The organism is Bariatricus sp. TF06-38A, assembly GCF_027690675.1.
In the GTDB taxonomy this organism is placed as follows: Bacteria; Bacillota; Clostridia; order Lachnospirales; family Lachnospiraceae; genus Allocoprococcus; species Allocoprococcus comes.
Window position 1 is genome coordinate 268,796 of the sequence record NZ_JAQFCE010000002.1, and the last position, 24,013, is coordinate 292,808.

Below are 24,013 nucleotides of genomic sequence, written 5' to 3' on the forward strand. Positions count from 1 at the left end.
CACATATACTAATATCACATCTGATTGAATCGTTTATATATAAAATCTTCCTTAAAGTTCTAAAAAAGAAAGGCAGGCTATCCAGATAATGGAGCAACTTATGGATTATGTAAAACCGGAACTGCTTATTGTGACCGCAGTTCTATACTTTTTCGGAATTGCACTTAAACAAGCAGAATTTATCAAAGATAAATATATTCCGATCACTCTTGGGGCGACAGGCATTATCATCTGCGGGATCTGGGTGACATCTACCGCACATTTCGCAGGAGCACAGGATGTGTTGACCGCAGTTTTCGCATCCGTAACGCAGGGCATTGTTGTTGCAGGACTGAGTACCTACATCCATCAGATTATCAAGCAGGCAGGAAAAGAAGAGTAGGAGTAGAAGTGGTATGGCATTAAATGGAATTGACATCAGTAACTGGCAAAGTGGGATCAATCTTGCGGTTGTCCCGTGTGATTTTGTGGTGATTAAGGCGACAGAAGGAACCGGTTATGTAAATCCGGATTACGAAAGAGCCTACCGCCAGGCGAAAACAGCAGGGAAATGCCTGGGCATTTATCACTATGCGTCTGGTGGAAATATACAGGCGGAGGCAGAATATTTTCTGAAGAATGCAGGGAGCCGTGTGGGGGAGGCAATGCTTGTGCTGGACTGGGAAGGGCGGTCCAATCCGGCATTTGGTGTGAATGACCGGGAATGGGTGAAAGCCTGGTGTAATTATATTTCAACAAAGACCAGCGTCAATCCTGTGATTTATGTGCAGCAAAGTATGATGAGCCGATTGCAGAATATCGGAAACTATGGACTGTGGGTAGCGCAGTACGCGAGTATGGAGCCAATCGGGTACCAGGAAAATCCATGGAATGAGGGTGCATATGCCTGTGTGATGCGGCAGTACAGTTCTTCGGGAAGATTAAGCGGATGGAATGGCAATCTGGATTTGAATAAATTCTACGGAGACCGGCAGGCGTGGAGCCGGTATGCTGGAAAAGGAAACCAGACAACTTCAGAGAAACCTTCTGAAGAGGAAGAAAACCAGGAAGGAACTACGCTGGATCTGGTTTTTCGGACGATGCGTGGAGAATTTGGAAATGGGGAAGAACGGAAAAGCTGGCTTGGAATCAGATATGGAGAAGTGCAGGGGATGATCGACTATATTTCCGGTGCCAGTACAGAGACACTGGCAAAGGAAGTGCGTGCCGGGAAATATGGCAACGGGGAAGTGCGGAAAACGGTTCTGGGGAAACGGTATGAAGAAGTACAAAGCAGAGTCAATGCCGAAGAAAACAAGTATCATATCGTCAAATCCGGGGATACGCTTTCGAAAATTGCAACGATATACGGAACATCTTATCAGGAAATCGCAAGGTTGAACAATCTACAAAATCCGAATCTGATTTATGTCGGTCAGAGGCTGCGGATCAAATAACCGGCTAATAGATTTGATATTCAGAATCTGGTCTTTGAATTCAGTAATTTGGCAAAAAGAGCTATTGTTTTCAGCTTTTTGGTGTGCTATGATGAAAAAAATGAATACACAGGAGGTTTTGGGATATGGATAATAACTTAAATGACCAGATAACTGAGAATAGTGAAGGGGAGGAAAAGAGTCCATCTTCTTACACCGATCCCAATGCAGGATATACAGAAGCAGAGCCGCAGGCAAAGAATGACAATAGCGTGCCAAAAGAGGCAGCGGACGATAATTTAAAGCAGGAAGAAAAAAGTCATCCGGCATATACTTACGGTGAAATGCCAAAGTCAGAAAACGGAAGCGGTTACGGACAGTCAGCACCGGACGGAAGCGCTTGCCATTCTGGAACTTATGAAAATAATACTTACAACGGAAATTCGTATTATAACGGAACCAATCAGAGCGGAGCTTATACCAATGGGTACTCTGACAACCAGTATCAGAATAGCGGTTATAATACCGGATTTAACGCGAGCGGCTATAATAACAATTACAATAGCCAGAACAATTGTCAGATGCCGCCAAAGCAGATGGATCTATCTCCACTTTCTACCGGAGAATGGCTTTTAACGCTGATTGTCGGAATTATTCCATGTGCGGGACTGATTCTGTATATTATCTGGGCGTTTGGTAATAGTGGCAATCTGAACCGGCGTAACTACTGCAGAGCATCCCTGATCCTTCAGGTGATTTCCTATGTGCTTGTGATTTTCTTTGTTATCATCGCAGCGATCGGCAGAGTAAGCTATTATGGTTATTAAATAAGTATCTGGCAGGCTTTTCGGCAAGGCAGCAGTGCTTTGCTGAAAAGCTTTTTCGTTTTTTTAGAAATTCTTTAGAAATCTATTCCGGTTCTCTTTAGCTTTAGGAGATAGACTATAGTCAAGGATGAGAAAAAGAGGAGAAAAGCAGTTATGGAAATGAATCATGTACTGGTCGTTGAAGACGACAAGGAAATCAGAGAAGGTGTGGAAATATACCTGAAAAGTCAGGGATACGAAGTATTTCAGGCGGCAGATGGGATTGAAGGTCTGGAAGTGATCGAGAAAGAGGAAATCCATCTTGCAATCGTCGATATTATGATGCCGCGGATGGATGGAATTCGTATGACGATGAAGCTTCGGGAAAAATATGATTTTCCGGTGATCATGCTGTCGGCAAAATCAGAGGAAGTGGATAAGATCATGGGACTGAATATCGGGGCAGATGATTATGTGACGAAGCCATTTACACCGATGGAGCTTCTTGCAAGGGTGAATTCACAGCTCAGAAGATACCGGATGTTTGCAGAGAAGCTAAGAGACCGTGAAGAAAATCAGAATATCCATGTGATCGGCGGTCTGGAGCTGAATGAAGCTACGGTGGAGGTATCGGTTGACGGAGAGCCGGTGCGCCTGACACCGATTGAGTACAAAATCCTGCTTCTCCTTATGAAGAGTCCTGGAAGAGTTTTTTCGGCAGAGGAAATTTACGAGCGTGTATGGAATGAAAAAGCAATCAATACCGATACGATCATGGTCCATATCCGGAATATCCGTGAAAAAATTGAGAGCTGCCCGAAAGAACCAAAATATTTAAAGGTGGTGTGGGGCGTTGGATACAAAATCGAAAAACAGGCATAAACTAGGGATTGTCCTGATTTTAGGTGCAATCTTACTTGCGACGGTGATCGTGTTAGGAAACTATAATACTTTTTATAAGAATGCAAAAAAGGAGCAGGACAGTCTGACACAGAACTACCAGACGAGTGAGTCTTTTATGAAGACATTTATCCGGGACTGCTATGTATTGTATTCCAAAGAATCCGGAAACGAATATAACGTAAAGTTTCTGGATGATTATTATCCGGAATTTGATGAGAAATTTAACCGGCAGATTGCATATATAAATTACCAGGTGCAGGATGCAAACGGAGAGGTAATCGATGGATACCGGTCGAATAGAGATTCCTGGGAAAAAGTGAAAGATACTGAGCTTGCAGATTATGCTCTTGGGATTAAGATCTCGTTTGACAAAAACGGTGAAATCAAGATTGATCAGGTGATGGGAACGGAAGTAACCAAGCAGGAAGCTGTTCTGAAGATCCTGACCTCAAATCTGCCGGAAAAAATATTTGAATATGAAGATGAAAGTGAGATTGAAAATATTTCGCCAAAAGACAGGACCTATTATTTCATGATGACGGAAGCAAAGCTGAATGCTTATGTTATGCGGGTATATCCGATTACTTCAATGGTAGGAAACGCGGCGGTTTATACAATCTTGACTCTTATATTGTTGGTCGCACTTCTGGCATGGCTGATTCCGATGAAGAAAGATCTGCATACAGGAGATGAAAAAATTTTCCATGTACCATTTGAAATTGCGATAGCGACTGGTATTACTGGAATTAGCCTGATTTTCAGCTATCTTGGAGAACTGATTATGCACGCGAAAGGAAATGTGTGGCCAATCGATTTTCTGGTCTGGTTTGTTTTCTTTGCAGTCATGTACTGGGTATCCGGCTGTGTACGCCAGATCCGGCTTCTTGGAGTAAAGGAATATGTGAAAAAAAGAGTTCTGCTGATCTGGATCTGGAGAAGATTCGGAAACGGAATCCGAGGCGGTATCCACTGGTGCAAGGATAAGATTGAAGCATTTTATCATTCTCTGGATCAGTTCAATTTCAAGGAAAAGAATAATAAGATTATTTTGAAAATCGTGCTGTTCAATTTCGCAATACTGCTGGTGATCTGTTCATTCTGGTATTACGGAATTGCAGGACTGATCGTATATTCTGTAATCCTGTTCCTAATCCTGCAAAAATATTTTAATGATCTCCGGAAAAAATATGCATTGCTTTTGGAGGCAACCAATAAAATTGCAGATGGAAATCTGGATGTAGAGATTGAAGGTGATCTTGGTGTGTTCAGTCCGTTCCGTAATGAAATCCAGAAGATCCAGACCGGATTTAAGAAAGCGGTAAAGGAAGAAGTAAAAAGCCAGCGTATGAAAACAGAACTGATCACAAACGTATCACATGATCTGAAAACACCGCTGACTGCGATCATAACCTATGTGAATCTGTTGAAAAACGAGAAAGATGAGAAAAAGCGAAAGGATTATATTGATATTCTGGAACGCAAATCTATGCGTCTGAAAGTCCTGATCGAAGACCTCTTTGAGATCAGCAAAGCAAGCAGCCAGAATGTAAACCTGAATTTGATGAATGTGGATATCGTCAATCTGTTTAAACAGGTAAAATTTGAGCTGGAAGATAAGTTCGAAGAAAAAGGTCTGGAGTTCAGGATCACTTTCCCGGAGGAAAAAGTGATTCTTCGTCTGGACAGTCAGAAGACCTACCGGATCTTTGAGAATCTTCTGAATAACATTGTAAAATATGCACTTCCGGGAACAAGAGTTTATGTGGAAATCGAAAAGACGGAGAAAGATGTATTTATCCGCCTGAAAAATATTTCTGCAACCGAGCTCACCTTCAATCCGGAAGAAATTACAGAACGCTTCGTCCGCGGAGATGAGTCCCGCAATACCGAAGGCTCCGGTCTTGGCCTTGCAATCGTAAAAAGCTTCGTAGGTCTCCAAGGTGGAAGCTTCCATATCGAAACCGAAGCAGACCTCTTCAAAGCCGAAATCCGCTGGGCTTTGCCGGGAGAAGAGACAGTGAAGCAGGAAGCATAAGAAAAATAAATGGTACCGGATTCAAATTTTTTTACAACTGAATCTGGTACCATTTATTTTTCTGATTTGTCTCACAACCTACATCATTCAACTTTTTTACTTTGGAAATCCGCTGGAGTAATGAATCTCATAATCATCCGTGATAAAGAGTGCCTCTGCCCCCTTGATTCCTTCGATATATTTCAATCCATCATCTAACCCCATCGCAAAGCAGGTCGTACTAAGTGCGTCCGCTTCCGTAGAAGAGTCACAGACAATACTCACCCCAAGCAGATCATTTTCATAAGGATACCCGGTTTTCGGATCTAAGATATGGTGATAAATCTTGTCGCCCACCTTAAAATACCGCTCATAAATCCCGGAAGAAACCACAGATTGATCCTTGATCTTTACACTGGTGATCGCTTCTCCATTCTGTGCAAACGGCTTCTGGATACCGATATTATAATTCGAACCATCCGGTTTGCCGCCAAGAGCCAGCACATTTCCGCCCAGATTGATCAGTGCATGGGATACATTCTGCTCTTTCAGATATGCTTTCAGCTGATCCGCAATATATCCCTTTGCAATTCCGCCAAGATCAATAGACGCCTCCGGATCCAGAAGCTGAACCGTATTTCCATCAACCCTCACATTCTCATATCCGATATGACTTTTCGCTTCCTGAATCGCCGCATCATCCGGAACGGTCCCCGTATTATTCTTAAAATCCCACAAGTCACTAAGTGGAGCGATCGTAATATCAAACTTTCCATCTGCCAGACGGCTGTATTCCACGCCTTTCTGAATCAAATCCACCGTATCACCCGAAAGTGTCACAGGCTCCCCGTTTGCATGGTTCAGCTCATAAATCTCGCTTCCTTCCGAAGTCCGGCTAAACCGCGCATTATAATCCTCACATTTCGCCACACAAGCATCCAGAACATCCTCTGAATCCTTATCATAAACCGTAATCGTCACCACCGTATCAAACACCGTCACCGTCCGCGACACCGGCTGTGGCGAACTCCCAGAACATCCACCCAGACAAAAAGTCCCAAACAAACTCAAACAAATACCAATTCCCAAACTTTTTATTTTCATCGCAAACCTCCTCAAACCATAACCTACAGCATTGTTTTTTTCATAAACTTCCTAAAAACGACATAATGAAAATTTACGAATCTCAGGTCTGTGCAATCAGCCAATGCACAGCCGTGAGGGAAGCGAAAGTCCTGCACGCCTCTATTTTGTGCAATGGAGATGAAACACAAAAATCGTGGAAGCCATTGCTGAACACGATTTTCGCCCTAAGTGGTTCATCGGAATGGTTTGCACAACTTGAGGCGTGCAGGACTTTCGCTTCCCTCACGGCGTCCCCATTCTCTTCTTCCACAAACCGTCCCATTCGTCAATTACCCCATTATACGTTCCCCTATGAAAAAAATCAATCGAACACTTGATTGCATTAGATAAAATGATGTGTTAGAATAAACAAAGAAAAAGGAGAACCCTATGAGGCATAAAGAAAATAAGAGCCATGAGGAGAAAGCATCCGGTTTCAAAAAGAATGATCTGATTCTTGTCCTCCTTGTATTTGCTGCGGCAGGCATTTTTTTTGCAGGACATCTATTCACGAGCCAGAAAAGCGCAGGCGTTGTAGAAATACAGATTGACGGGAAAGTGGTAGAGACACTGGATCTGCAGAAAGAGCGTGCATTTAAGATCAACGGAGGAACGAACACCGTGCAGATCGAGAACGGAAAAGTGAAAATGGCAGCGGCCAACTGTCTGGATCAGATCTGTGTACACCAGAAAGCAATTTCAAGGAACGGAGAGAGTATTATCTGCCTTCCGAATAAGATCGTTCTGAAAATTGTCGATGGAGAAGAAGCCGAACTGGATGCGGTGACGAATTAAGATATGAAGAAAAATACAGTCAGAATAGCGTGGTTTGGTGTATTTACTGCCCTTGCGCTGATATTTAGTTATGTAGAGACTCTGATCCCGTTTCAGATCGGGATTCCGGGGGTTAAGCTTGGACTGGCGAATCTGATCGTTGTGGTGGCACTGTACAAGATGGGTGGAAAGGATGCCCTGTTGCTTTCGGTGACGCGTATCGTGCTGTCCGGATTTATTTTTGCCAGTCTGTTTAGTATTTTATACAGTCTGGCAGGCGGACTTTTAAGCCTTGCAGTGATGGTGATTTTGAAAAAGCGGGGATCATTCAGTGTTTTTGGAGTCAGCATGGCAGGTGGTGTCTTTCATAATGTCGGTCAGCTGATCGTAGCGATGCTGGTCGTGGAGACATTCAGCGTCGCCTATTATGTGCCGGTGCTTCTGATCGCAGGAGTGATCACCGGATTTATTATCGGAGTTGTGGCAAATGAAATGCTCAAAAGACTTGGCAGCATCGTATTGTCATAGCGTGGGAGGAAGAGATGATTTCATATATAAGAGGGGAGCTTGTAGCTCTCGAAGAAGATAAAGCGATTGTAGATGTAGGCGGCGTGGGCTACGGGATTTTTATGTCCGGACAGGCGATGGGACAGCTTCCGCCGGTTGGGAGTAAAGTGAAGATCCACACCTATCTGAATGTCAAAGAAGATGCTATGCAGCTGTATGGATTTTTAAACCGTGATGCGCTTTCTGTGTTCAAGCTTCTGATCGGTGTCAGTGGGATCGGACCGAAAGGAGGTCTTGGGATTCTGGCGCAGCTTACACCAGACGAACTTCGATTTGCCGTGATGTCGAAGGACATCAAGGCAATTTCAGCAGCACCGGGAATTGGCAAGAAGACGGCGGAGAAGCTGATCGTGGAACTGAAGGATAAGCTGAAGATTGAGGACGTACTGGATCACCAGGTGGAAGCGGCAAATGGAGCCGCTGAAGATACGGTAAATGCACAAGGACTTCAGGCAGATGCGGTACAGGCACTTACGGCGCTTGGCTATGGAAGTACTGAGGCACTGCAGGCAGTACGAAAAGTGGAAATGGATGAGAGCACGACGGTGGAAGATCTGCTGAAGGGTGCACTCAAATATTTGATATAAGAGGATTAGGATGGGAAGAAGAATTATTACCACAGAGAATCTGGAAGAGGATGTAAAAATTGAGAGCCATTTAAGACCTCAGCTTCTGGAAGATTATATTGGACAGGCGAAGGCAAAAGAGACTCTTAAGATTTATATAGAAGCGGCAAAAAGCAGGGGAGAGGCACTGGATCATGTGTTGTTTTACGGTCCGCCGGGACTTGGAAAGACAACCCTCGCCGGGATCATTGCGAATGAAATGGGCGTAAATATCAAGATCACGTCAGGTCCTGCGATCGAGAAACCTGGGGAAATGGCGGCAATCCTTAATAATCTCCAGGAAGGAGATGTGCTTTTTGTAGATGAGATCCACCGGCTGAACCGGCAGGTGGAGGAAGTACTTTATCCGGCGATGGAAGATTTTGCAATCGATATTATGATCGGAAAAGGGGCTTCGGCAAGGTCGATCCGTCTGGATCTGCCGCATTTTACACTGGTAGGGGCAACCACCCGTGCCGGAATGCTGACAGCTCCGCTCCGGGATCGTTTCGGGGTTGTGAACCGTCTGGAATTTTATACGGAAAAAGAACTGCAGACCATCATCATCCGTTCAGCAGGCGTGCTGGATGTGGAGATCGATGAAAAGGGAGCCCTTGAGATGGCAAGACGTTCCAGAGGAACGCCAAGGCTTGCCAACCGGCTTTTGAAAAGAGTCCGGGATTTTGCCCAGGTCAAATACGAGGGGGTGATCACCGAAGAGGTGGCAAGGCAGGCACTGGATCTTCTGGATGTGGACCGGCTTGGACTTGATCATGTAGACCGTAATCTTTTGACGACCATGATTGAAAAATTTCAAGGAGGTCCGGTAGGACTGGATACCCTTGCGGCAGCGATCGGGGAAGATGCCGGAACCGTAGAAGATGTCTATGAGCCATATCTTCTGAAGAATGGCTTTTTACAGAGAACACCAAGAGGAAGGGTGGTCACAGATCTTGCGTATACCCATCTTGGATTTGACAAGAACGAAGAATAGAAAGGAAAGAGACGATGCTGAAGATAAAACAATATGTGAAAGCAGAGAGTCTGGAGCAGGCGTATGAACTGAACCAGAAAAAGACGAACCGGATCGTCGGTGGAATGCTCTGGCTGAAAATGAGTACTGCGCAGATCCAGACTGCGATCGATCTGTCCGGACTCGGACTGGATCAGATTGAAGAGACGGAGGATGCATGGAAGATTGGATGTATGGTATCCCTTCGTGATCTGGAGTTACACGAAGGATTAAATGAATTGAGCTGCAATATGATCAGAGAAAGTGTGAGAAGTATTGTCGGTGTACAGTTCCGGAATCTTGCGACGATCGGCGGAAGTATTTTCGGACGGTTTGGATTTTCGGATGTACTGACCTGTTTCCTTGCACTGGATACAGAAGTAGAACTTTATAAAGGTGGGATCATTTCTCTGGAAGAGTTTGTAAAGATGGAGAGAGATAATGATATCCTTGTCCGTGTGATCGTAAAGAAAACACTAGGAAAGGGAAGCTATCAGTCACACCGTAATACCAAGACGGATTTTCCGGTACTGGCGGTTGCTGCTGACCGTTATGGAGATGAACTGAAGGTGGCAGTTGGGGCAAGACCGATGAAAGCAGTCTGTATTCACGTTCCGGCAGAACAGCTGGATGCGTGCACAGATCTGAAAAAATTTGCAAAAGAGCTTGCAACCCAGGTGCCGATGGGAAGCAATATGCGTGGAAGTGCAGCGTATCGTACCCATCTTGCAGAGGTTCTGATCCGCAGAGCATTAGAGAGAATCACAAACGGAGGTGAAAAGAATGCAGATTAGTCTGACACTGAATGGAAAAAAGATTACAGAAGAGATCGCAGCTGATCTGCTTCTGATCGATTTCGTGAGAAATCATGGATGTTACAGCGTAAAGCGCGGCTGTGAGACTTCCAACTGTGGACTTTGTACCGTATTTTTAGATGAGAAGCCGGTACTTTCCTGTTCCGTGCTTGCTGCAAGAGCAGACGGGCACAAGGTAGATACGTTGGAAGGACTGCAGGAGGAAGCAGAAGAATTTGGCTTTTTTATCGCAGGACAGGGGGCGGAGCAGTGCGGATTCTGTAATCCGGGTATGATCATGAATGCAATCGCACTTTTCCGCGAGAATCCGGATCCAAGTGATGACGAGATCCGGGAATACCTTGCGGGGAATCTCTGCCGCTGTTCAGGCTACGAGGGACAGCTCAGAGGAATCCATGATTTTCTGGAGTACAAAAGAAAAGGAGGAGCCAGATGAAAGCAGTAGGAGTACCATTTGTAAAAAAAGATGCGAAAGCACTGGTGACTGGAAAGCCGGTATATACAAATGATCTGGCACCAAAGGATTGTCTGATCGTTAAGCTTCTAAGAAGTCCGCATGCCAATGCGATGATCCAGGAGATCAAGACAGATGTGGCAATGCGTGTGCCGGGGATTGAAGCAATCTATACCTGGAAGGATGTACCGCAGCAGCGTTTTACAATTGCAGGACAGACCTGGCCGGAGCCTAGTCCGTATGACCGGTTGATCCTGGACCAGCATGTTCGCTTTGTAGGAGATCCGGTAGCGATCATTGCCGGAGAAAATGAAGCCTGCGTAGAACGTGCAATGAAGATGATCAAGGTCAAATACGAGGTCCTTCCGGCAGTATTAGATCCTGAGGAAGCGCTGGATGGTCCAATTCTGGTGCATCCGGAGGATAGCTGGAAGGCATTGTGCCCGGTAGGAGCAGATAACAAGCGGAATCTTTGTGCACAGGCAGAAGATGGACATGGGGATGTAGAGAAAGTTCTTGCAGAATGCGATGTTGTTGTAGAACATACATATCATGTCAAAGCGGCACAGCAGGCAATGATGGAACCATTTCAGACGGTCTGCTTTATGGATATGTATGGAAGACTGAATGTGATGAGTTCTACGCAGATCGTTTACCATGTGCGCCGTATTGTTTCCAATGCACTTGGCATACCAAAATCCAAGATCCGTGCGTTTAAACCGAGGATCGGTGGTGGATTTGGGGCAAAACAGACGGCGGTAAGTGAGGTTTATCCGGCGTTTGTAACCTGGAAAACCGGAAAGCCATCGAAAATTGTATTTACAAGAGAGGAATCCCAGATTGCATCCTCACCGCGTCATGATATGGCGGTGACGGTTCGCATGGGAGCAGATAAAGAGGGAAATATCCGGGCAATTGATCTGTATACACTTTCTAACACAGGAGCATACGGGGAACATGGACCGACAACGGTCGGACTTTCCGGACATAAGGCGATTCCGCTTTATGGTTCATTAGATGCATACCGGTTCCGTTACGATGTGGTCTATACCAACCGGATGGCAGCAGGAGCTTATCGTGGATATGGAGCGACGCAGGGAATCTTTGCGGTTGAGACATCTGTTAACGAACTGGCAGAAAAACTTGGCATGGATCCGATGGAGATCCGTATGAAGAATATGGTCAAAGAAGGACAGTTCATGCCGGCATATTATGGGGAGACAGCGAATAGCTGTGCACTTGATAAATGCCTTGCGAGAGTAAAAGAAATGTCCGGATGGGATGAAAAGTATCCAAGAAAAGTTATGCCGGATGGCAAAATCCGCAGCGTCGGAGTAGCACTTGCCATGCAGGGATCCTGCATTTCCAATGTAGATGTCGGATCTGCAACGATCAAACTGGGCGAGGATGGTGTCTACAATATGTCAATCGCGGCAGCAGACATGGGAACCGGGTGTGATACGATTCTTGCACAGATGGCAGCAGAATGTCTGGACTGTGATCTGGATGATATTGCAGTATCCGGAGCAGATACCGATACTTCGCCGTATGATTCAGGCTCTTATGCATCAAGTACGACTTATGTGGCCGGTATGGCGGTGACAAGAGCCGGTGAGGAACTGAAAAAGCGGATCGTCAGACAGGCAGCGAAGATGCTGAAATGTGAAGTGGATGAGGTTGATTTCGATGGACACATTGCAAGAAGCGATAAGACCGGAGAAGAGGTGACACTTGCGGCAATCGGAGCAGGGGCAATGTGTGGAAGTGATATTGCGCTTCAGGTAACAGAAAGCCACAGTTCGCCGGTATCTCCGCCGCCTTATATGGCAGGCGCTGTTGAAATCGAATTGGATCCGGAGACAGGACATGTCGAGATCCTGGATTACTATGCAGTGGTTGACTGCGGAACTGTTATTAACCCGAATCTTGCGAGGGTACAGGCGGAAGGCGGAATCGTGCAAGGAATCGGCATGACTCTTTATGAGAATATTCAGTACACGGAAAAAGGACAGCTTCTGAACAATTCATTTATGCAGTACAAGATTCCGACCCGAATGGATATGGGAAATCTGCATGTGGAATTTGAGAGCAGCTATGAGCCGACCGGACCGTTTGGTGCAAAATCGATTGGCGAAATCGTCATCAATACACCGGCTCCGGCATTGACGCATGCAATCGCAAATGCAACAGGTCTGTGGTTCCGTGAACTTCCGATTACAAGTGAACAGATTGCAATGGGAATTATGGAAAATGAAAATTAAACTGATTTATCTGGCGGCTGGAAACAGCCGCCGTTTTAACAGCCAAAGGATGCAAAATACAGAACCGCCACAATCAGAAGCAGAGAACAAACTGCTTTATCTGTTGGATGAAAAGCCGATGTTCCGCTATTTATTCGACCGTCTGGTAAAAGTCTGTCAAAGGCATCCGGAATGGGAAATGATTGTGGTAACACAGTATCCGGAGATTGAGCATCAAGTAAAAGCACTTCAGGAAAACGAGCAGCAAGGTGAACGTTTCCCGGTAAAAACAGTGATTTCAAAAGACAGCTATAAAGGAGCAGCCTATTCGGTAAAAGCAGGGATCCGTGCGGCAGGAGATGCTGATGCCTATGCATTTTTTGTGGCGGATCAGCCTTATTTTACAGAAGAAAGCGTGGAAGGATTCCTGGAAAAGATGGAGCGGGAGGCAAAAGTTGTACCGGGATGTGTGACCTGGAATGGACAGGAAGGCAATCCGGTCTGGTTTCCGGCAAAGTACGGGAAAGAACTTCTGGAACTGGAAGGAGATGCCGGAGGAAGAAAGGTGTTCCGCAGATACCGGGAAAAAGCAGTATTTTACGAGGTGAGCCTGGAAAAAGAGTTGGAAGATATTGATTATATGCCGGAAATAGAAAAAATGCGGATAACAGAAGGAGGAACAGAGAAAACTTTCCATGTATATGTCATCGAAAATGGAAAGCTTCAAAGGAAAGAGTCTCTGCTTATGGCACTTGGACTTACGGAGCAGATGGTACCGAGAATTGCTGCCGTGGGTGCGGGAGGTAAGACTTCTCTTTTGAAACAGCTGCTTGCTGAATACCAAGAGAAGGGTGCCCTCCCGGTTCTGGTGACCACAACCCATATGAAAAAAGAGACTGCCCCTTATTTTGTAATGGAGGATTCTATCGGAAAAATTCTGGAAGTGCATAAAAGAGAAGGCATGGTGATCGCCGGTCTGGATGCAGGAGGAGGCAGGATCAAAAGCCTTTCTGTACCGGTAATGGAAAAGATCTGGGAGCTTCCTGCGCCGGTTCTTGTGGAAGCGGATGGTGCACGGATGCTTCCGGCGAAAGTGCCGGGGGAGAAAGAACCGGTTATTCCAAAGCAGATCCAGATAGTCCTTTCTGTATATGGACTCGATGCCATCGGACAAAGGATAAAAGACTGCTGTTTCCGGCCTGAGCTTGTGGCACAGGTACTTGGAAAAGCAGTGGAAGAGGTTCTGACGGAGGAGGATCTGGCAGGGCTGGCTGTTTCGGCAAAAGGCGGGAAAAAGAATGTCCTGCCGGAAATGGATTTCTATATTGTGCTAAACAAAGCAGATGACGAAAAACGTCTGAAAATGGCAGAGAGAATCGCCTTAAGAGTAGAACGGGATTCTGGTGAAAAAGTACGGATTACATCATTTCGTTAATATTTTGGAAAAATAAAGCAATTGTGTGTTGAAAAATGGAACATTGCCGAATTGTCATTGAAAACCATTCGTGCTATCATAGATACGATAGCTTTGACAACGAAAGTTGTAAGTGGGTAGAGAAGGAGGCAAAAAAGTGAGTACGAAGAATAGTAATACTTCACAGGAACTATTTAACCTTAACGGAAAACCATCCTTTGGTCAGGCACTTCCGCTGGCATTCCAGCATGTAGTGGCGATGATCATTGGCTGTGTTGCACCGGCGATCATTCTTGCCGGTGTGTCCGGACTTTCAGAATCAGACACGGTTGTCCTGATTCAGGCATCTCTTGCAATGTCAGCGATTTCGACATTCATCCAGCTTTTTCCGTTTATCAAATTTAAGTCTTATCAGATAGGAGCCGGGCTTCCGGTTATTATGGGAATCAGCTTTGCGTATGTGCCGATCATGCAGTCAATTGCACAGGATGCAGATGTTGGAACAATACTTGGTGCACAGATCGTGGGCGGTATTGTTGCGATTATTGTAGGAATATTTATCAAGCAGATCCGTCATCTTTTCCCGCCACTGGTTACGGGAACGGTTGTATTTGCAATCGGACTTTCGCTGTATCCGACCGCAGTCAATTATATGGCAGGTGGAGCAGGAAGTGCGGATTATGGTTCATGGCAGAACTGGCTTGTTGCGATCATCACACTGGCAGTCGTAACAGGACTGAATCATTTTGGAAAGGGCTTTTTAAAGCTTTCTTCCGTTCTGATCGGAATCATAGTTGGATATGTAGTTGCGCTTGGCTTTGGAATGGTGGATTTTTCTTCCGTATTAACGGCAAAATGGGTACAGTTCCCACAGCCGATGCATTTCGGAATTAAATTCGAGCCATCCTCATGTGTTGCGATTGCGGTATTGTTTGCAATCAGCTCTATTCAGGCAATCGGAGACTTTTCAGCAACGACGACCGGAGGAATGGACCGTATGCCGACGGATGAGGAATTAAGCGGTGGTATCATTGGTTATGGAGTCAGCAATATTGTCTGCGCATTTTTCAGCGGACTCCCGACAGCAACCTACAGTCAGAATGTCGGAATCGTAAGTTCTACGAAAGTAGTAGCAAAGAGAGTATTTGGAATTGCAGCGATGATCATGCTGGTTGCAGGAATCATGCCAAAGATCGCATATATTCTTCTAACTATTCCGTCATGTGTGCTTGGAGGCGCAACAATCTCTGTATTTGCAATGATTTCCATGACGGGTATCAAACTGATCAATAATTCAAAGATGAATTATAGAAATACATCCATCGTAGGACTTGCCATTGCACTTGGAATGGGTGTGACACAGGCAAATGCAGCACTTGCACAGCTCCCTGCATGGGTAACAACCATTTTCGGTAAATCACCGGTTGCACTGTCTACTCTGGTTGCAGTGTTCCTGAATCTGGTTTTACCAAAGGAGAAAGAAGAGTAAATGAAGATCCTGATAAGAGGAGCCGGGGATCTTGCCACAGGAATTGCGGCAGAGCTGTGGGAAAGAGGACATCAGATCCTGATGACGGATGTTGCCATCCCACTCACCGTCAGACGTGAGGTGGCATTTTCAAGAGCGGTGTACGAAGAACATGCAGTGGTAGAAGGAATGGAAGCAGTTCTTGCCGAAAATTTTGAAGAAGCAGAAACAATTATGGCAACGCGGAAAATTGCTGTCATGGTGGATGAAAAAGCAGAAGTGCGGAAAGAATATCTGCCGGATGTACTGGTTGACGGGATCATGGCAAAAAAGAATCTTGGGACCCGGATCAGTGACGCTCCTCTTGTTATCGGTATCGGACCGGGCTTTACGGCAGCCGGAGACTGCCATTTTGTGATTGAAACGCAAAGAGGTGAGCATCTGGGCGAAGTGATCCGCGAGGGAAGTGCAATCCCCAACACCGGAATTCCGGGAAATATTGGCGGCTATACGGTGGAACGCCTTTTAAAGGCATCCGCAGACGGAATCATGCATCCGGTCGCGAGAATTGGTGATGTGGTGAAAAAAGGGCAGATTGTTGCAAGGTGCGGAGATGAACCTGTCTATGCGAGGCTCCACGGGATTGTCCGTGGGATGCTCCAGGAAGGTGTACCGGTCAAAAAAGGATTGAAGATCGGAGATGTGGATGCAAGGATAGAGGAAAAACTTTGTTATACGATTTCGGATAAAGCACGAAAGATCGGAAACGGAGTTGCGGAAGCAATCGATTTTGTCTATAAAACAAAATAAAAAAGTTGTCTGGACAACTTATTTATCCATCCTTTTTATGGTAAAATATAAAAAGGTTTGGGCAGAATACCTGCCGCAGTGACGGCAGGTATTTTTATGCCATAATCCATATAAAGTGAGGAACAAAAAATGAAACTGGTAAGAACAGAAGATGCAGTGGGGCAGGTGCTGTGCCATGACATTACACAGATTATTCCGGGAGTTGTAAAGGATGCTGTTTTCCGGAAGGGACATATTGTTACCGAAGAAGACATTCCGGTACTTTTATCTGTGGGAAAAGAGAATCTTTATATCTGGGAAAAACAGGAAGGTATGCTTCATGAAAATGAGGCGGCTGAGATCTTGCGTCAGATCTGTCAGGGTGAGCATATGCATCCTTCCGAAGTGAAGGAAGGAAAAATCGAACTGATCGCCGACTGTGAAGGGGTATTGAAGATCAATATCGAAAAGCTGAATGCGGTGAACAGTCTTGGTGAGATGATGATCGCATCCAGACATGGAAATTTTCCGGTGAAAACCGGAGATAAGATTGCAGGAACAAGGATCATTCCGCTTGTGATCGAAGAAGAAAAGATGCAGAAGGCCTGTGAAGTGGCAGGAAAAGAACCGATTTTCCGGATTCTTCCGTACCAGAAGAAAAAAGCGGGAATCGTAACGACGGGAAGCGAAGTGTATTATCACCGGATCGAGGATAAATTTACTCCGGTTGTGATTGAAAAACTGAAAGAATGTGGCGTTACAGAGGTGAAGCAGATCCAGTGCAACGATGATCATGAGATGATCACAGAAGCAATCCAGACTCTGATCGAGGATGGTTCTGACCTGATCGTCTGTACCGGTGGAATGAGTGTAGATCCGGATGACAGGACTTCGCTTGCGATCAAAAATGCCTGTACGGAAGTGGTGACTTATGGGGCACCGGTTCTTCCGGGAGCCATGTTTATGCTTGCTTATTGTGAAAAAGAAGGCAGACAGATTCCGGTCATGGGTCTTCCGGGATGCGTGATGTATGCAAAACGGACGATTTTTGATCTGGTTCTTCCGAGGATTATGTGTGATGAAAAGCTGCATGAAAAAGATTTCCAGCTTCTTGGACAGGGAGGACTTTGTCTGTCCTGTCCGGTGTGTACTTTTCCAAACTGTGGATTTGGAAAAGGAGGATATTAAAATCATGAGAAAGAATAACTTATTTAAGAAAACAGTGGCAGCAGGTCTGGTTCTGCTGATGACAGCATCACTTGCTGCATGTGACGGTAAAAAGACCGACACAAAAACAGAAGACAAAAAGACAGAAACAAAGGCTGACAAAGAAGAGGATGTAGAGCTTCAGGTATTTATCGCAGCCAGCCTGAATACGGCAATGACAGATATTGCAGAGCGTTATGAAAAAGAGCATCCGAATGTGAAGATCGTCTACAATGCAGACAGCTCAGGAACTCTGCTGACACAGATCGAAGAAGGATATGAGTGTGACCTGTTCTTCTCCGCAGCACAGAAACAGATGGATCAGCTTGAGGCTGACGGACTGGTAGTAGAAGGAACACGCCATAATGTAGTGAACAATCAGGTAGTTGTTATCACATTAAAGGACAGTGATACAGCAGTAACCGGGCTTGAAAACTTAAATGAGGCAAAGAGCATTGCACTTGCAGGCGGAAGTGTACCAGTTGGAAAATACACTCGTCAGGCGTTGATGAATCTCGGAATTCTGGACAAAGTAGACGATGCGTCTACCATCACAACAGAACAGGTTTCTGAAGCTCTTGGTGGAGCAGAAATCAGTGAGCAGGCAAATGTAAGCAAGGTGCTGATCGCCGTTACAGAGGGTGCATGCGAAGTTGGAACAACTTATTATTCTGATACATACGGATATGAGGATCAGATCAAGATCCTTCAGACAGTAAGCTATGATCTGACAGGTAACGTGAGTTATCCGATCTGCCGTGTGGAAAATAAAGAGGCAGATGATGCAAAGAAAAAAGCAGCCGATGATTTCCTTGCATATGTAACATCCGATGACGCAAAGAAGATCTTTGACAGCTACTATTTCGATACAAACGTAGAGTAAAAGAGGAACGATATGGAAGAAATAAGACAGATCCTTGCAGGACTTGACTGGAGTCCGCTTTTCATTTCAATCAAAACAGGAATCGCAGCAACGATCGTGTCATTCTTCCTGGGAATATGGGCAGCAAGAAAGGTGCTGAAAGCGAAGACGGGTCTCAGGGCTGTGCTGGATGGGATTCTGACACTGCCGCTGGTGCTTCCGCCGACGGTTGCAGGATTTTTCCTGCTGCTCATTTTCAGTACGAGAAGAACCGTTGGATCGTATCTTTATACGACATTTGATATCAAGATCGTACAGTCCTGGGCAGGATGCGTGATCGCGGCAACTGTGATTGCATTTCCACTGATGTACCGGAATGCAAGAGCAGCATTTGAACAGGTGGATGTGAACCTGATCTATGCGGCGCAGACGCTCGGTATGCCGGAGTGGAAAATTTTCTGGAGGGTGATCATGCCGGCGGCAGGTCCTGGAGTTGCATCCGGTACAATTCTTGCATTTGCAAGAGCGCTTGGAGAATACGGTGCGACCTCCATGCTTGCGGGCAATATTCCAGGAAAGACGGCAACCATTTCCCAGAGGGTTGCAATGGTCATCCAGGACGGTGATTATCAGACGGCAGGCGTGTGGGTCGGAATTGTAATCCTGATCGCATTCGGAATAGTAGTGCTTATGAATCTGGCATTTGGAAAGGGAATGAAACATACAAAGCAATGGTAGAACTAGAGATAAAAAAACAGTATGGAAAATTCAGGCTGGATGTCGCCTTTAAAAGTGAAAAAAAGCGGATCGGAATCCTGGGCGCTTCCGGATGTGGGAAAAGCCTGACCTTGAAAAGTATTGCCGGGATCGAAAGACCGGAAAAAGGGCGGATCGTGATTGACGGAGTTACCCTTTTTGATGCCGGAAAAAAGATTTTTCTGAAGCCACAAAAAAGGAAAGTCGGTTATCTTTTTCAGAATTATGCGTTGTTTCCGAACATGACCGTGGAGCAGAATATCGGGATTGGATTTACCGGAAACAAAGAAGATAAGCAGAAAATGGTAGAACAGTTGATCCATCATTTCCAGCTGGACGGACTGGAAAAGCTTTATCCGTCAAAGCTTTCCGGCGGACAGCAGCAGAGAACGGCACTGGCACGGATTATGGCATATGAACCGGACGTGATCCTTCTGGATGAACCATTTTCGGCACTGGATGCGTATCTTCGGGAGCGGATGCTAACCGAGCTGATGGAAATGCTGAGTGATTATGAAGGTACGGTGATCATGGTGTCCCACAGCAGGGATGAAATCTATAGCTTCAGTGAAGAGGTTCTGGTAATTGAAGATGGACATGGAATCCGCCTGGGTCCGGTAAAAGAAGTATTTAATGCACCGCGCTATAAGACAGCGGCAAGACTTACCGGATGTAAAAATATTGCAGATGTTTACCGGATGGATGCGCAGACGGTGTATGTGAAAGACTGGGATGTGCAGCTGATTTTTAAAGGACGTAGTGTGCCGGAGAATGTGAAGGCAATCGGGATCCGAGCTCATGATCTGATTCCGGTGTATGGAACGATATCCGGGGCTATGCTGAAAGTTAAAGAATGGAAAAGTGTGGATTATCCATTTGAACGAAAATATTTTATCCAATGCGAGTCGGGATGTGAGGACTTCTGCTGGTTTGTCCAAAGAGAGATTTCTGCCACTCTGGAAGAAAAAGGAATGCCGGATGCACTCGCATTTCCGGAAGAAAAAGTGCTGTTCCTTGAAGGATAGCGTGGCAGATGCTATAATGGACAAATAGAGAAAACGGGCAGAAGGTGGCAGCATAAATGCAGAAAGAACAAGACAGGGAAGCGATTTACCGGAGCATTTTCTTTTGTGATATGGATCGGAAGAAGGCGGATGAGATCATTAACCGGTTAGACGGCAGAACCGTAACCTATGACAAGGGCGAAATCATCATAAGAGAAAGAGAAAAACTGAACAATATCGGAATCCTGCTTGACGGGGTACTCTGTAAAGTGCAGTATTACCGGGATGGAACTGAGCAGCTGGTCCAGAAGCTTGTCAGCTCGTTTGTTGTGGGAGTGGAGATTGCGGTCAGTGAAAAAAAGACGAGTCCTTATGATGTTTATGCATCGGAACAGGCACACATTTTCTGGTTTCCTGTACGGGCGATGGAAGAAGAGGGCGTTCTGGATATGCGTGAGAGGATTGAGTTTTACAAGAAAACGGTTCATTTCCTTGCAAATGAAGATATCCGCAAGTGCAGGAAGATTGAATTGCTGTCGATTAGAGGAATCCGGGAAAGAATCGAGCAGTATCTGAGAATTCAGCAAAGACGCCATAAAAGCAATGCCTTTGATATTGAATTTAACAGAGAACAGATGGCAAATTATCTGGGGATCAACCGGAGTGTGCTGTCACATGAGTTGAAAAAAATGGAAAAAGAGGGGATTTTGAAGGTCAGAAAGAATCATTTTGAGCTGGCTGATAAAGAATAAAACAGAATTTCTGCTGAAAATATCGAAAAGTGGTTGGTTTTTATCAGAATATAGTTTATAATGAAAAAAGGATTAGGCGGCAAGGAGGTTCTTTATGGCATCGTCAAAAAATTATACAGAAGTTTTGATAGGCGGCAAAGTATTCACCCTGAGCGGATTTGAAAGCGAAGATTATCTGCAGAAGGTATCCACTTATCTGAACCATAAAATCGAGGAATGTACAAGCAGCGATGGATATCGCAAGCAGAGTGCGGAAGCCAGAAGTGTGCTTCTTGCTTTAAATATAGCAGATGATTATTTTAAAGCCAAGAAACAGGGCGGCGCATTAGAAAGCGACATCGAGGCAAAAGACAAAGAGATGTACGATTTAAAGCATGAACTGATCTCAGTACAGATCAAGTATGAGAATGCTGAAAAAGCACTGGATAAACTCAAGGCAGAGAACCAGGAACTTCAGATGAAGATCGTACAGCTTGAAACAGAAATGAAAAATCACCGTACAAAATAGACTGTCCTGAGGCAGTCTATTTTTGATACTCCGGTATACAAAGAGAAATGTTTGCAACACAGGGGCTTTGTATACAGGTTATTTAAAGATAGAGGAGTTATATGAAAGACAGAGTTGAAATCCTTGCACCGGCAGGGAGTATGGAGTGCCTGAAAGCGGCAATTACAGCAGGAGCTGATGCGGTATATACAGGGGGAGCCCTTTTCGGGGCACGTGCTTATGCACATAACCTGACGGAGGAAGAACTTTTAGAGGCAATTGATTATGTGCATTTGCATGGAAGAAGACTGTATCTGACCGTGAATACACTGATCAAAGACCGTGAGATGGAAAAACAGATGTATGATTATCTGCTCCCTTATTACCGGCAGGGGCTGGATGCGGTGATCGTGCAGGATATTGGACTCTTCCGTTTTATCCGGAAGCATTTTCCAGATCTTCCGATCCACGCAAGTACCCAGATGACGCTTACGGGAGTGGATGGGGCGAAGTTTCTGGAAAAGGAAGGTGCACAGCGGATTGTTACATCCAGAGAACTGAGTATGGCAGAGGTGAAGAAGATTGCCGATGAGACAGAGCTCGAGATTGAAAGCTTTGTACATGGTGCACTCTGCTATTGCTATTCCGGTCAGTGCCTGTTCAGCAGTTTTATCGGCGGCAGAAGTGGCAACCGTGGACAGTGCGCACAACCGTGCAGACTGCTTTACCGGACACCGGAAGCAAAGAGACCACAGTATCTGCTGAGTCTTAAGGATATCTGTACATTGGAACTGATCCCGGAGATGATCGAGAGCGGGATTTATTCTTTCAAGATTGAAGGCCGGATGAAGAAGCCGGAGTATGCGGCAGCAGTCGCTTTCCAGTACCGGAAATATGCCGATCTTTATCTGAAATATTACGAAGAATGTCCGGCAGAAGAGGATCCGGCAGCGTATGCGATGAAGAAATACCGTGTCCGCGAGGAGGATCGGCAGATGCTGTTGGATCTCTATAACCGTGGCGGTTTCCATACGGGTTATTATCATACACAGAATGGACGGGAGATGATTTCCTTAAACCGTCCGAACCATGCAGGAGTGCCGGCAGTAAAGGTACTTGCTAAAAAAGGCAGAAATGTGACTGCAAAAGCACTGACAGACCTGTATCCGCAGGATATTATTGAACTCCCGATGCGCAAAGGCAGGGAAAAAGCAGATAATTATACCTGTAAGGATGCAGTCAGAAAAGGAATGAATGTGCAGATCCTGGTATTTGCAGATACCCCGTTCAAGAGGGATGAAATCTGGATGCGTACAAGAAACAGCACATTGATTGACACGCTGCGTGAAGAGTTTGTAAATGGAAAAATAAAAGAACGGATCTGCGGAACTTTCCGGCTGTATCCGCAGGAAAAGGCAACGCTTACGGTGAAGTGCCGGGATGCCGAGATTACGGTTGCCGGTGAAAAAGCACAGGAAGCACTGAGCCAGCCGATGAGCAGAGAGCGGATTGAAAAGCAGCTGCGCAAGACGGGAAATACGGAATTTGAATTTTCCTTTTTAAAGGTCGAGATCGGAGAAAAAGTATTTCTTCCAATGCAGAGTCTGAACGAACTTCGAAGGGAAGCACTGGAGACACTGGAAAAAGTGCTCTGTGAGAAATACAGAAGAAGTGGTGAAGTGAAAGATCCGGAAGAAGATAAGACAGAGCTTTCAATGGAAGAAGAGGTACTTTCCGGATGGACGGCATCGGTAAGAACCGCAGAACAGATGGAAGTGATTCTGGAAGAAGAAGCAATCGGAAGAATCTATGTGGATTGTACCATGTTCCCTCGCATCTGGGAGAAGGACAGCTATGTGGAGTGGATTACAAAAGTACATGCAGCAGGGAAAGAAATTTATCTGGTCATGCCGTATATTTTCCGGGAAAGAACCCGAAAACAGTATGAAGCTGCATATAACCGGATATTCGGAGCCGGATGGGACGGCATTCTGATCGCCAATTATGAAAGTTTTGCGTTTCTGAAAGAGCATGGTTATACCGGAAGGATTATGACCGATTACAATCTGTATGAATTTAATCAGGAAAGCAGGAAATTCTGGAAGGAAAAGGGAGTTTTTGAATTTACAGCGCCCGTGGAACTGACAGAAAGAGAACTCCAGGATCTCCGGGTAAAGGATGGAGAAGTGATCGTATATGGTTATCTTCCGATGATGATATCTGCAGGATGTATTCAGAAAACGACCAGAGGATGTCTGAAAAAATCCGGACAGACGACAATAACTGACAGATATCGTAATCCATTTGTGGTAAAAAATGAATGTGATTATTGTTATAATATCCTTTACAATTATGTGCCATTATATCTGGGAGACCGGATGGAAGAGGTATATCAGATCGGTCCTGGGCGGATCCGACTGATGTTTACTACTGAAAGGCAGCAGGAGGTAAGGCAGATTTTAAGTGCGTATTTTGAAGGAAAAGAGCTTCCGGAGGGAACGTACACCAGGGGACACTGGAAAAGAGGAATAAAGTAGGTGGAATT

23 protein-coding genes are annotated in these 24,013 nt (G+C 45.3%); 22 read left to right on the forward strand and 1 reads right to left on the reverse strand.

Going from position 1 to position 24,013, the window contains the following annotated elements:
- Positions 1 to 88 precede the first annotated feature (88 nt).
- The 5 genes from PG418_RS03495 (at position 89) to PG418_RS03515 (ending at position 5,159) form a co-directional block, all read left to right on the forward strand.
- On the forward strand, positions 89 to 382 hold the full coding sequence (locus PG418_RS03495) for a phage holin family protein (RefSeq protein WP_172676441.1): 294 nt from the start codon (positions 89 to 91) through the stop codon (positions 380 to 382).
- A gap of 13 nt (positions 383 to 395) precedes the next feature.
- Positions 396 to 1,436 carry a GH25 family lysozyme gene (locus tag PG418_RS03500; protein WP_498837065.1) on the forward strand — a complete coding sequence of 347 codons (1,041 nt, stop codon included), beginning with the start codon at positions 396 to 398 and terminating at the stop codon, positions 1,434 to 1,436.
- A gap of 125 nt (positions 1,437 to 1,561) precedes the next feature.
- Positions 1,562 to 2,242: a hypothetical protein gene (locus PG418_RS03505; protein ID WP_498837066.1), complete on the forward strand. Its 681-nt coding sequence runs from the start codon at positions 1,562 to 1,564 to the stop codon at positions 2,240 to 2,242.
- A 153-nt stretch (positions 2,243 to 2,395) separates the two neighbouring features.
- Entirely contained in the window at positions 2,396 to 3,103 is a 708-nt protein-coding gene (locus PG418_RS03510; protein ID WP_008375161.1) for a response regulator transcription factor, read from the forward strand.
- Positions 3,075 to 5,159: a sensor histidine kinase gene (locus tag PG418_RS03515; RefSeq protein ID WP_498837067.1), complete on the forward strand. Its 2,085-nt coding sequence runs from the start codon at positions 3,075 to 3,077 to the stop codon at positions 5,157 to 5,159. The genes PG418_RS03510 and PG418_RS03515 overlap by 29 nt, the downstream gene beginning before the upstream one ends.
- Positions 5,160 to 5,255: 96 nt before the next feature.
- Here the strand turns inward: PG418_RS03515 and PG418_RS03520 are convergent, their stop codons facing one another.
- Entirely contained in the window at positions 5,256 to 6,242 is a 987-nt protein-coding gene (locus PG418_RS03520) for an FAD:protein FMN transferase (protein WP_498837068.1), read from the reverse strand.
- 411 nt (positions 6,243 to 6,653) lie between these two features.
- Between PG418_RS03520 and PG418_RS03525 the strand changes: the two genes are divergently transcribed.
- From PG418_RS03525 to PG418_RS03605, 17 genes are all read left to right on the forward strand, one after another.
- Positions 6,654 to 7,058: a NusG domain II-containing protein gene (locus PG418_RS03525; RefSeq protein WP_498837069.1), complete on the forward strand. Its 405-nt coding sequence runs from the start codon at positions 6,654 to 6,656 to the stop codon at positions 7,056 to 7,058.
- A gap of 3 nt (positions 7,059 to 7,061) precedes the next feature.
- Positions 7,062 to 7,565, forward strand: a complete 504-nt coding sequence (locus PG418_RS03530) for a Gx transporter family protein (RefSeq protein WP_055155576.1) — start codon at positions 7,062 to 7,064, stop codon at positions 7,563 to 7,565.
- 14 nt (positions 7,566 to 7,579) lie between these two features.
- Positions 7,580 to 8,191: a Holliday junction branch migration protein RuvA gene (gene ruvA, locus PG418_RS03535; protein ID WP_055155575.1), complete on the forward strand. Its 612-nt coding sequence runs from the start codon at positions 7,580 to 7,582 to the stop codon at positions 8,189 to 8,191.
- A gap of 10 nt (positions 8,192 to 8,201) precedes the next feature.
- Positions 8,202 to 9,203, forward strand: coding sequence for a Holliday junction branch migration DNA helicase RuvB (gene ruvB, locus PG418_RS03540; RefSeq protein ID WP_117556028.1), 1,002 nt, complete (start codon positions 8,202 to 8,204; stop codon positions 9,201 to 9,203).
- A 14-nt stretch (positions 9,204 to 9,217) separates the two neighbouring features.
- Entirely contained in the window at positions 9,218 to 10,015 is a 798-nt protein-coding gene (locus tag PG418_RS03545) for an FAD binding domain-containing protein (RefSeq protein ID WP_498837070.1), read from the forward strand.
- Entirely contained in the window at positions 10,005 to 10,472 is a 468-nt protein-coding gene (locus tag PG418_RS03550; protein WP_498837071.1) for a (2Fe-2S)-binding protein, read from the forward strand. Before PG418_RS03545 ends, PG418_RS03550 begins: the two co-directional genes overlap by 11 nt.
- On the forward strand, positions 10,469 to 12,751 hold the full coding sequence (locus tag PG418_RS03555; protein ID WP_498837072.1) for a xanthine dehydrogenase family protein molybdopterin-binding subunit: 2,283 nt from the start codon (positions 10,469 to 10,471) through the stop codon (positions 12,749 to 12,751). The genes PG418_RS03550 and PG418_RS03555 overlap by 4 nt, the downstream gene beginning before the upstream one ends.
- Positions 12,741 to 14,165: a selenium cofactor biosynthesis protein YqeC gene (gene yqeC / locus PG418_RS03560; protein WP_177999123.1), complete on the forward strand. Its 1,425-nt coding sequence runs from the start codon at positions 12,741 to 12,743 to the stop codon at positions 14,163 to 14,165. The genes PG418_RS03555 and yqeC overlap by 11 nt, the downstream gene beginning before the upstream one ends.
- Before the next feature lie 136 nt (positions 14,166 to 14,301).
- Positions 14,302 to 15,633 carry a uracil-xanthine permease family protein gene (locus tag PG418_RS03565; RefSeq protein ID WP_055155574.1) on the forward strand — a complete coding sequence of 444 codons (1,332 nt, stop codon included), beginning with the start codon at positions 14,302 to 14,304 and terminating at the stop codon, positions 15,631 to 15,633.
- On the forward strand, positions 15,634 to 16,422 hold the full coding sequence (gene yqeB / locus PG418_RS03570; RefSeq protein ID WP_117556017.1) for a selenium-dependent molybdenum cofactor biosynthesis protein YqeB: 789 nt from the start codon (positions 15,634 to 15,636) through the stop codon (positions 16,420 to 16,422). It begins immediately after the preceding gene.
- 129 nt (positions 16,423 to 16,551) lie between these two features.
- On the forward strand, positions 16,552 to 17,589 hold the full coding sequence (locus PG418_RS03575) for a molybdopterin-binding protein (protein ID WP_498837073.1): 1,038 nt from the start codon (positions 16,552 to 16,554) through the stop codon (positions 17,587 to 17,589).
- A 4-nt stretch (positions 17,590 to 17,593) separates the two neighbouring features.
- Positions 17,594 to 18,490, forward strand: coding sequence for a molybdate ABC transporter substrate-binding protein (gene modA, locus PG418_RS03580; RefSeq protein ID WP_498837074.1), 897 nt, complete (start codon positions 17,594 to 17,596; stop codon positions 18,488 to 18,490).
- Positions 18,491 to 18,502: 12 nt separating this feature from the next.
- Positions 18,503 to 19,207 (forward strand): molybdate ABC transporter permease subunit, encoded by a 705-nt coding sequence (modB, locus tag PG418_RS03585; protein ID WP_368276416.1) that lies wholly within the window; start codon positions 18,503 to 18,505, stop codon positions 19,205 to 19,207.
- On the forward strand, positions 19,201 to 20,250 hold the full coding sequence (locus PG418_RS03590; RefSeq protein WP_055247203.1) for a sulfate/molybdate ABC transporter ATP-binding protein: 1,050 nt from the start codon (positions 19,201 to 19,203) through the stop codon (positions 20,248 to 20,250). Before modB ends, PG418_RS03590 begins: the two co-directional genes overlap by 7 nt.
- Positions 20,251 to 20,306: 56 nt before the next feature.
- Positions 20,307 to 20,981, forward strand: a complete 675-nt coding sequence (locus PG418_RS03595) for a Crp/Fnr family transcriptional regulator (RefSeq protein ID WP_195255298.1) — start codon at positions 20,307 to 20,309, stop codon at positions 20,979 to 20,981.
- A 94-nt stretch (positions 20,982 to 21,075) separates the two neighbouring features.
- Positions 21,076 to 21,489 (forward strand): cell division protein ZapA, encoded by a 414-nt coding sequence (gene zapA, locus PG418_RS03600; RefSeq protein ID WP_008375194.1) that lies wholly within the window; start codon positions 21,076 to 21,078, stop codon positions 21,487 to 21,489.
- A gap of 101 nt (positions 21,490 to 21,590) precedes the next feature.
- On the forward strand, positions 21,591 to 24,005 hold the full coding sequence (locus PG418_RS03605) for a U32 family peptidase (RefSeq protein WP_368276417.1): 2,415 nt from the start codon (positions 21,591 to 21,593) through the stop codon (positions 24,003 to 24,005).
- Positions 24,006 to 24,013 lie beyond the last annotated feature (8 nt).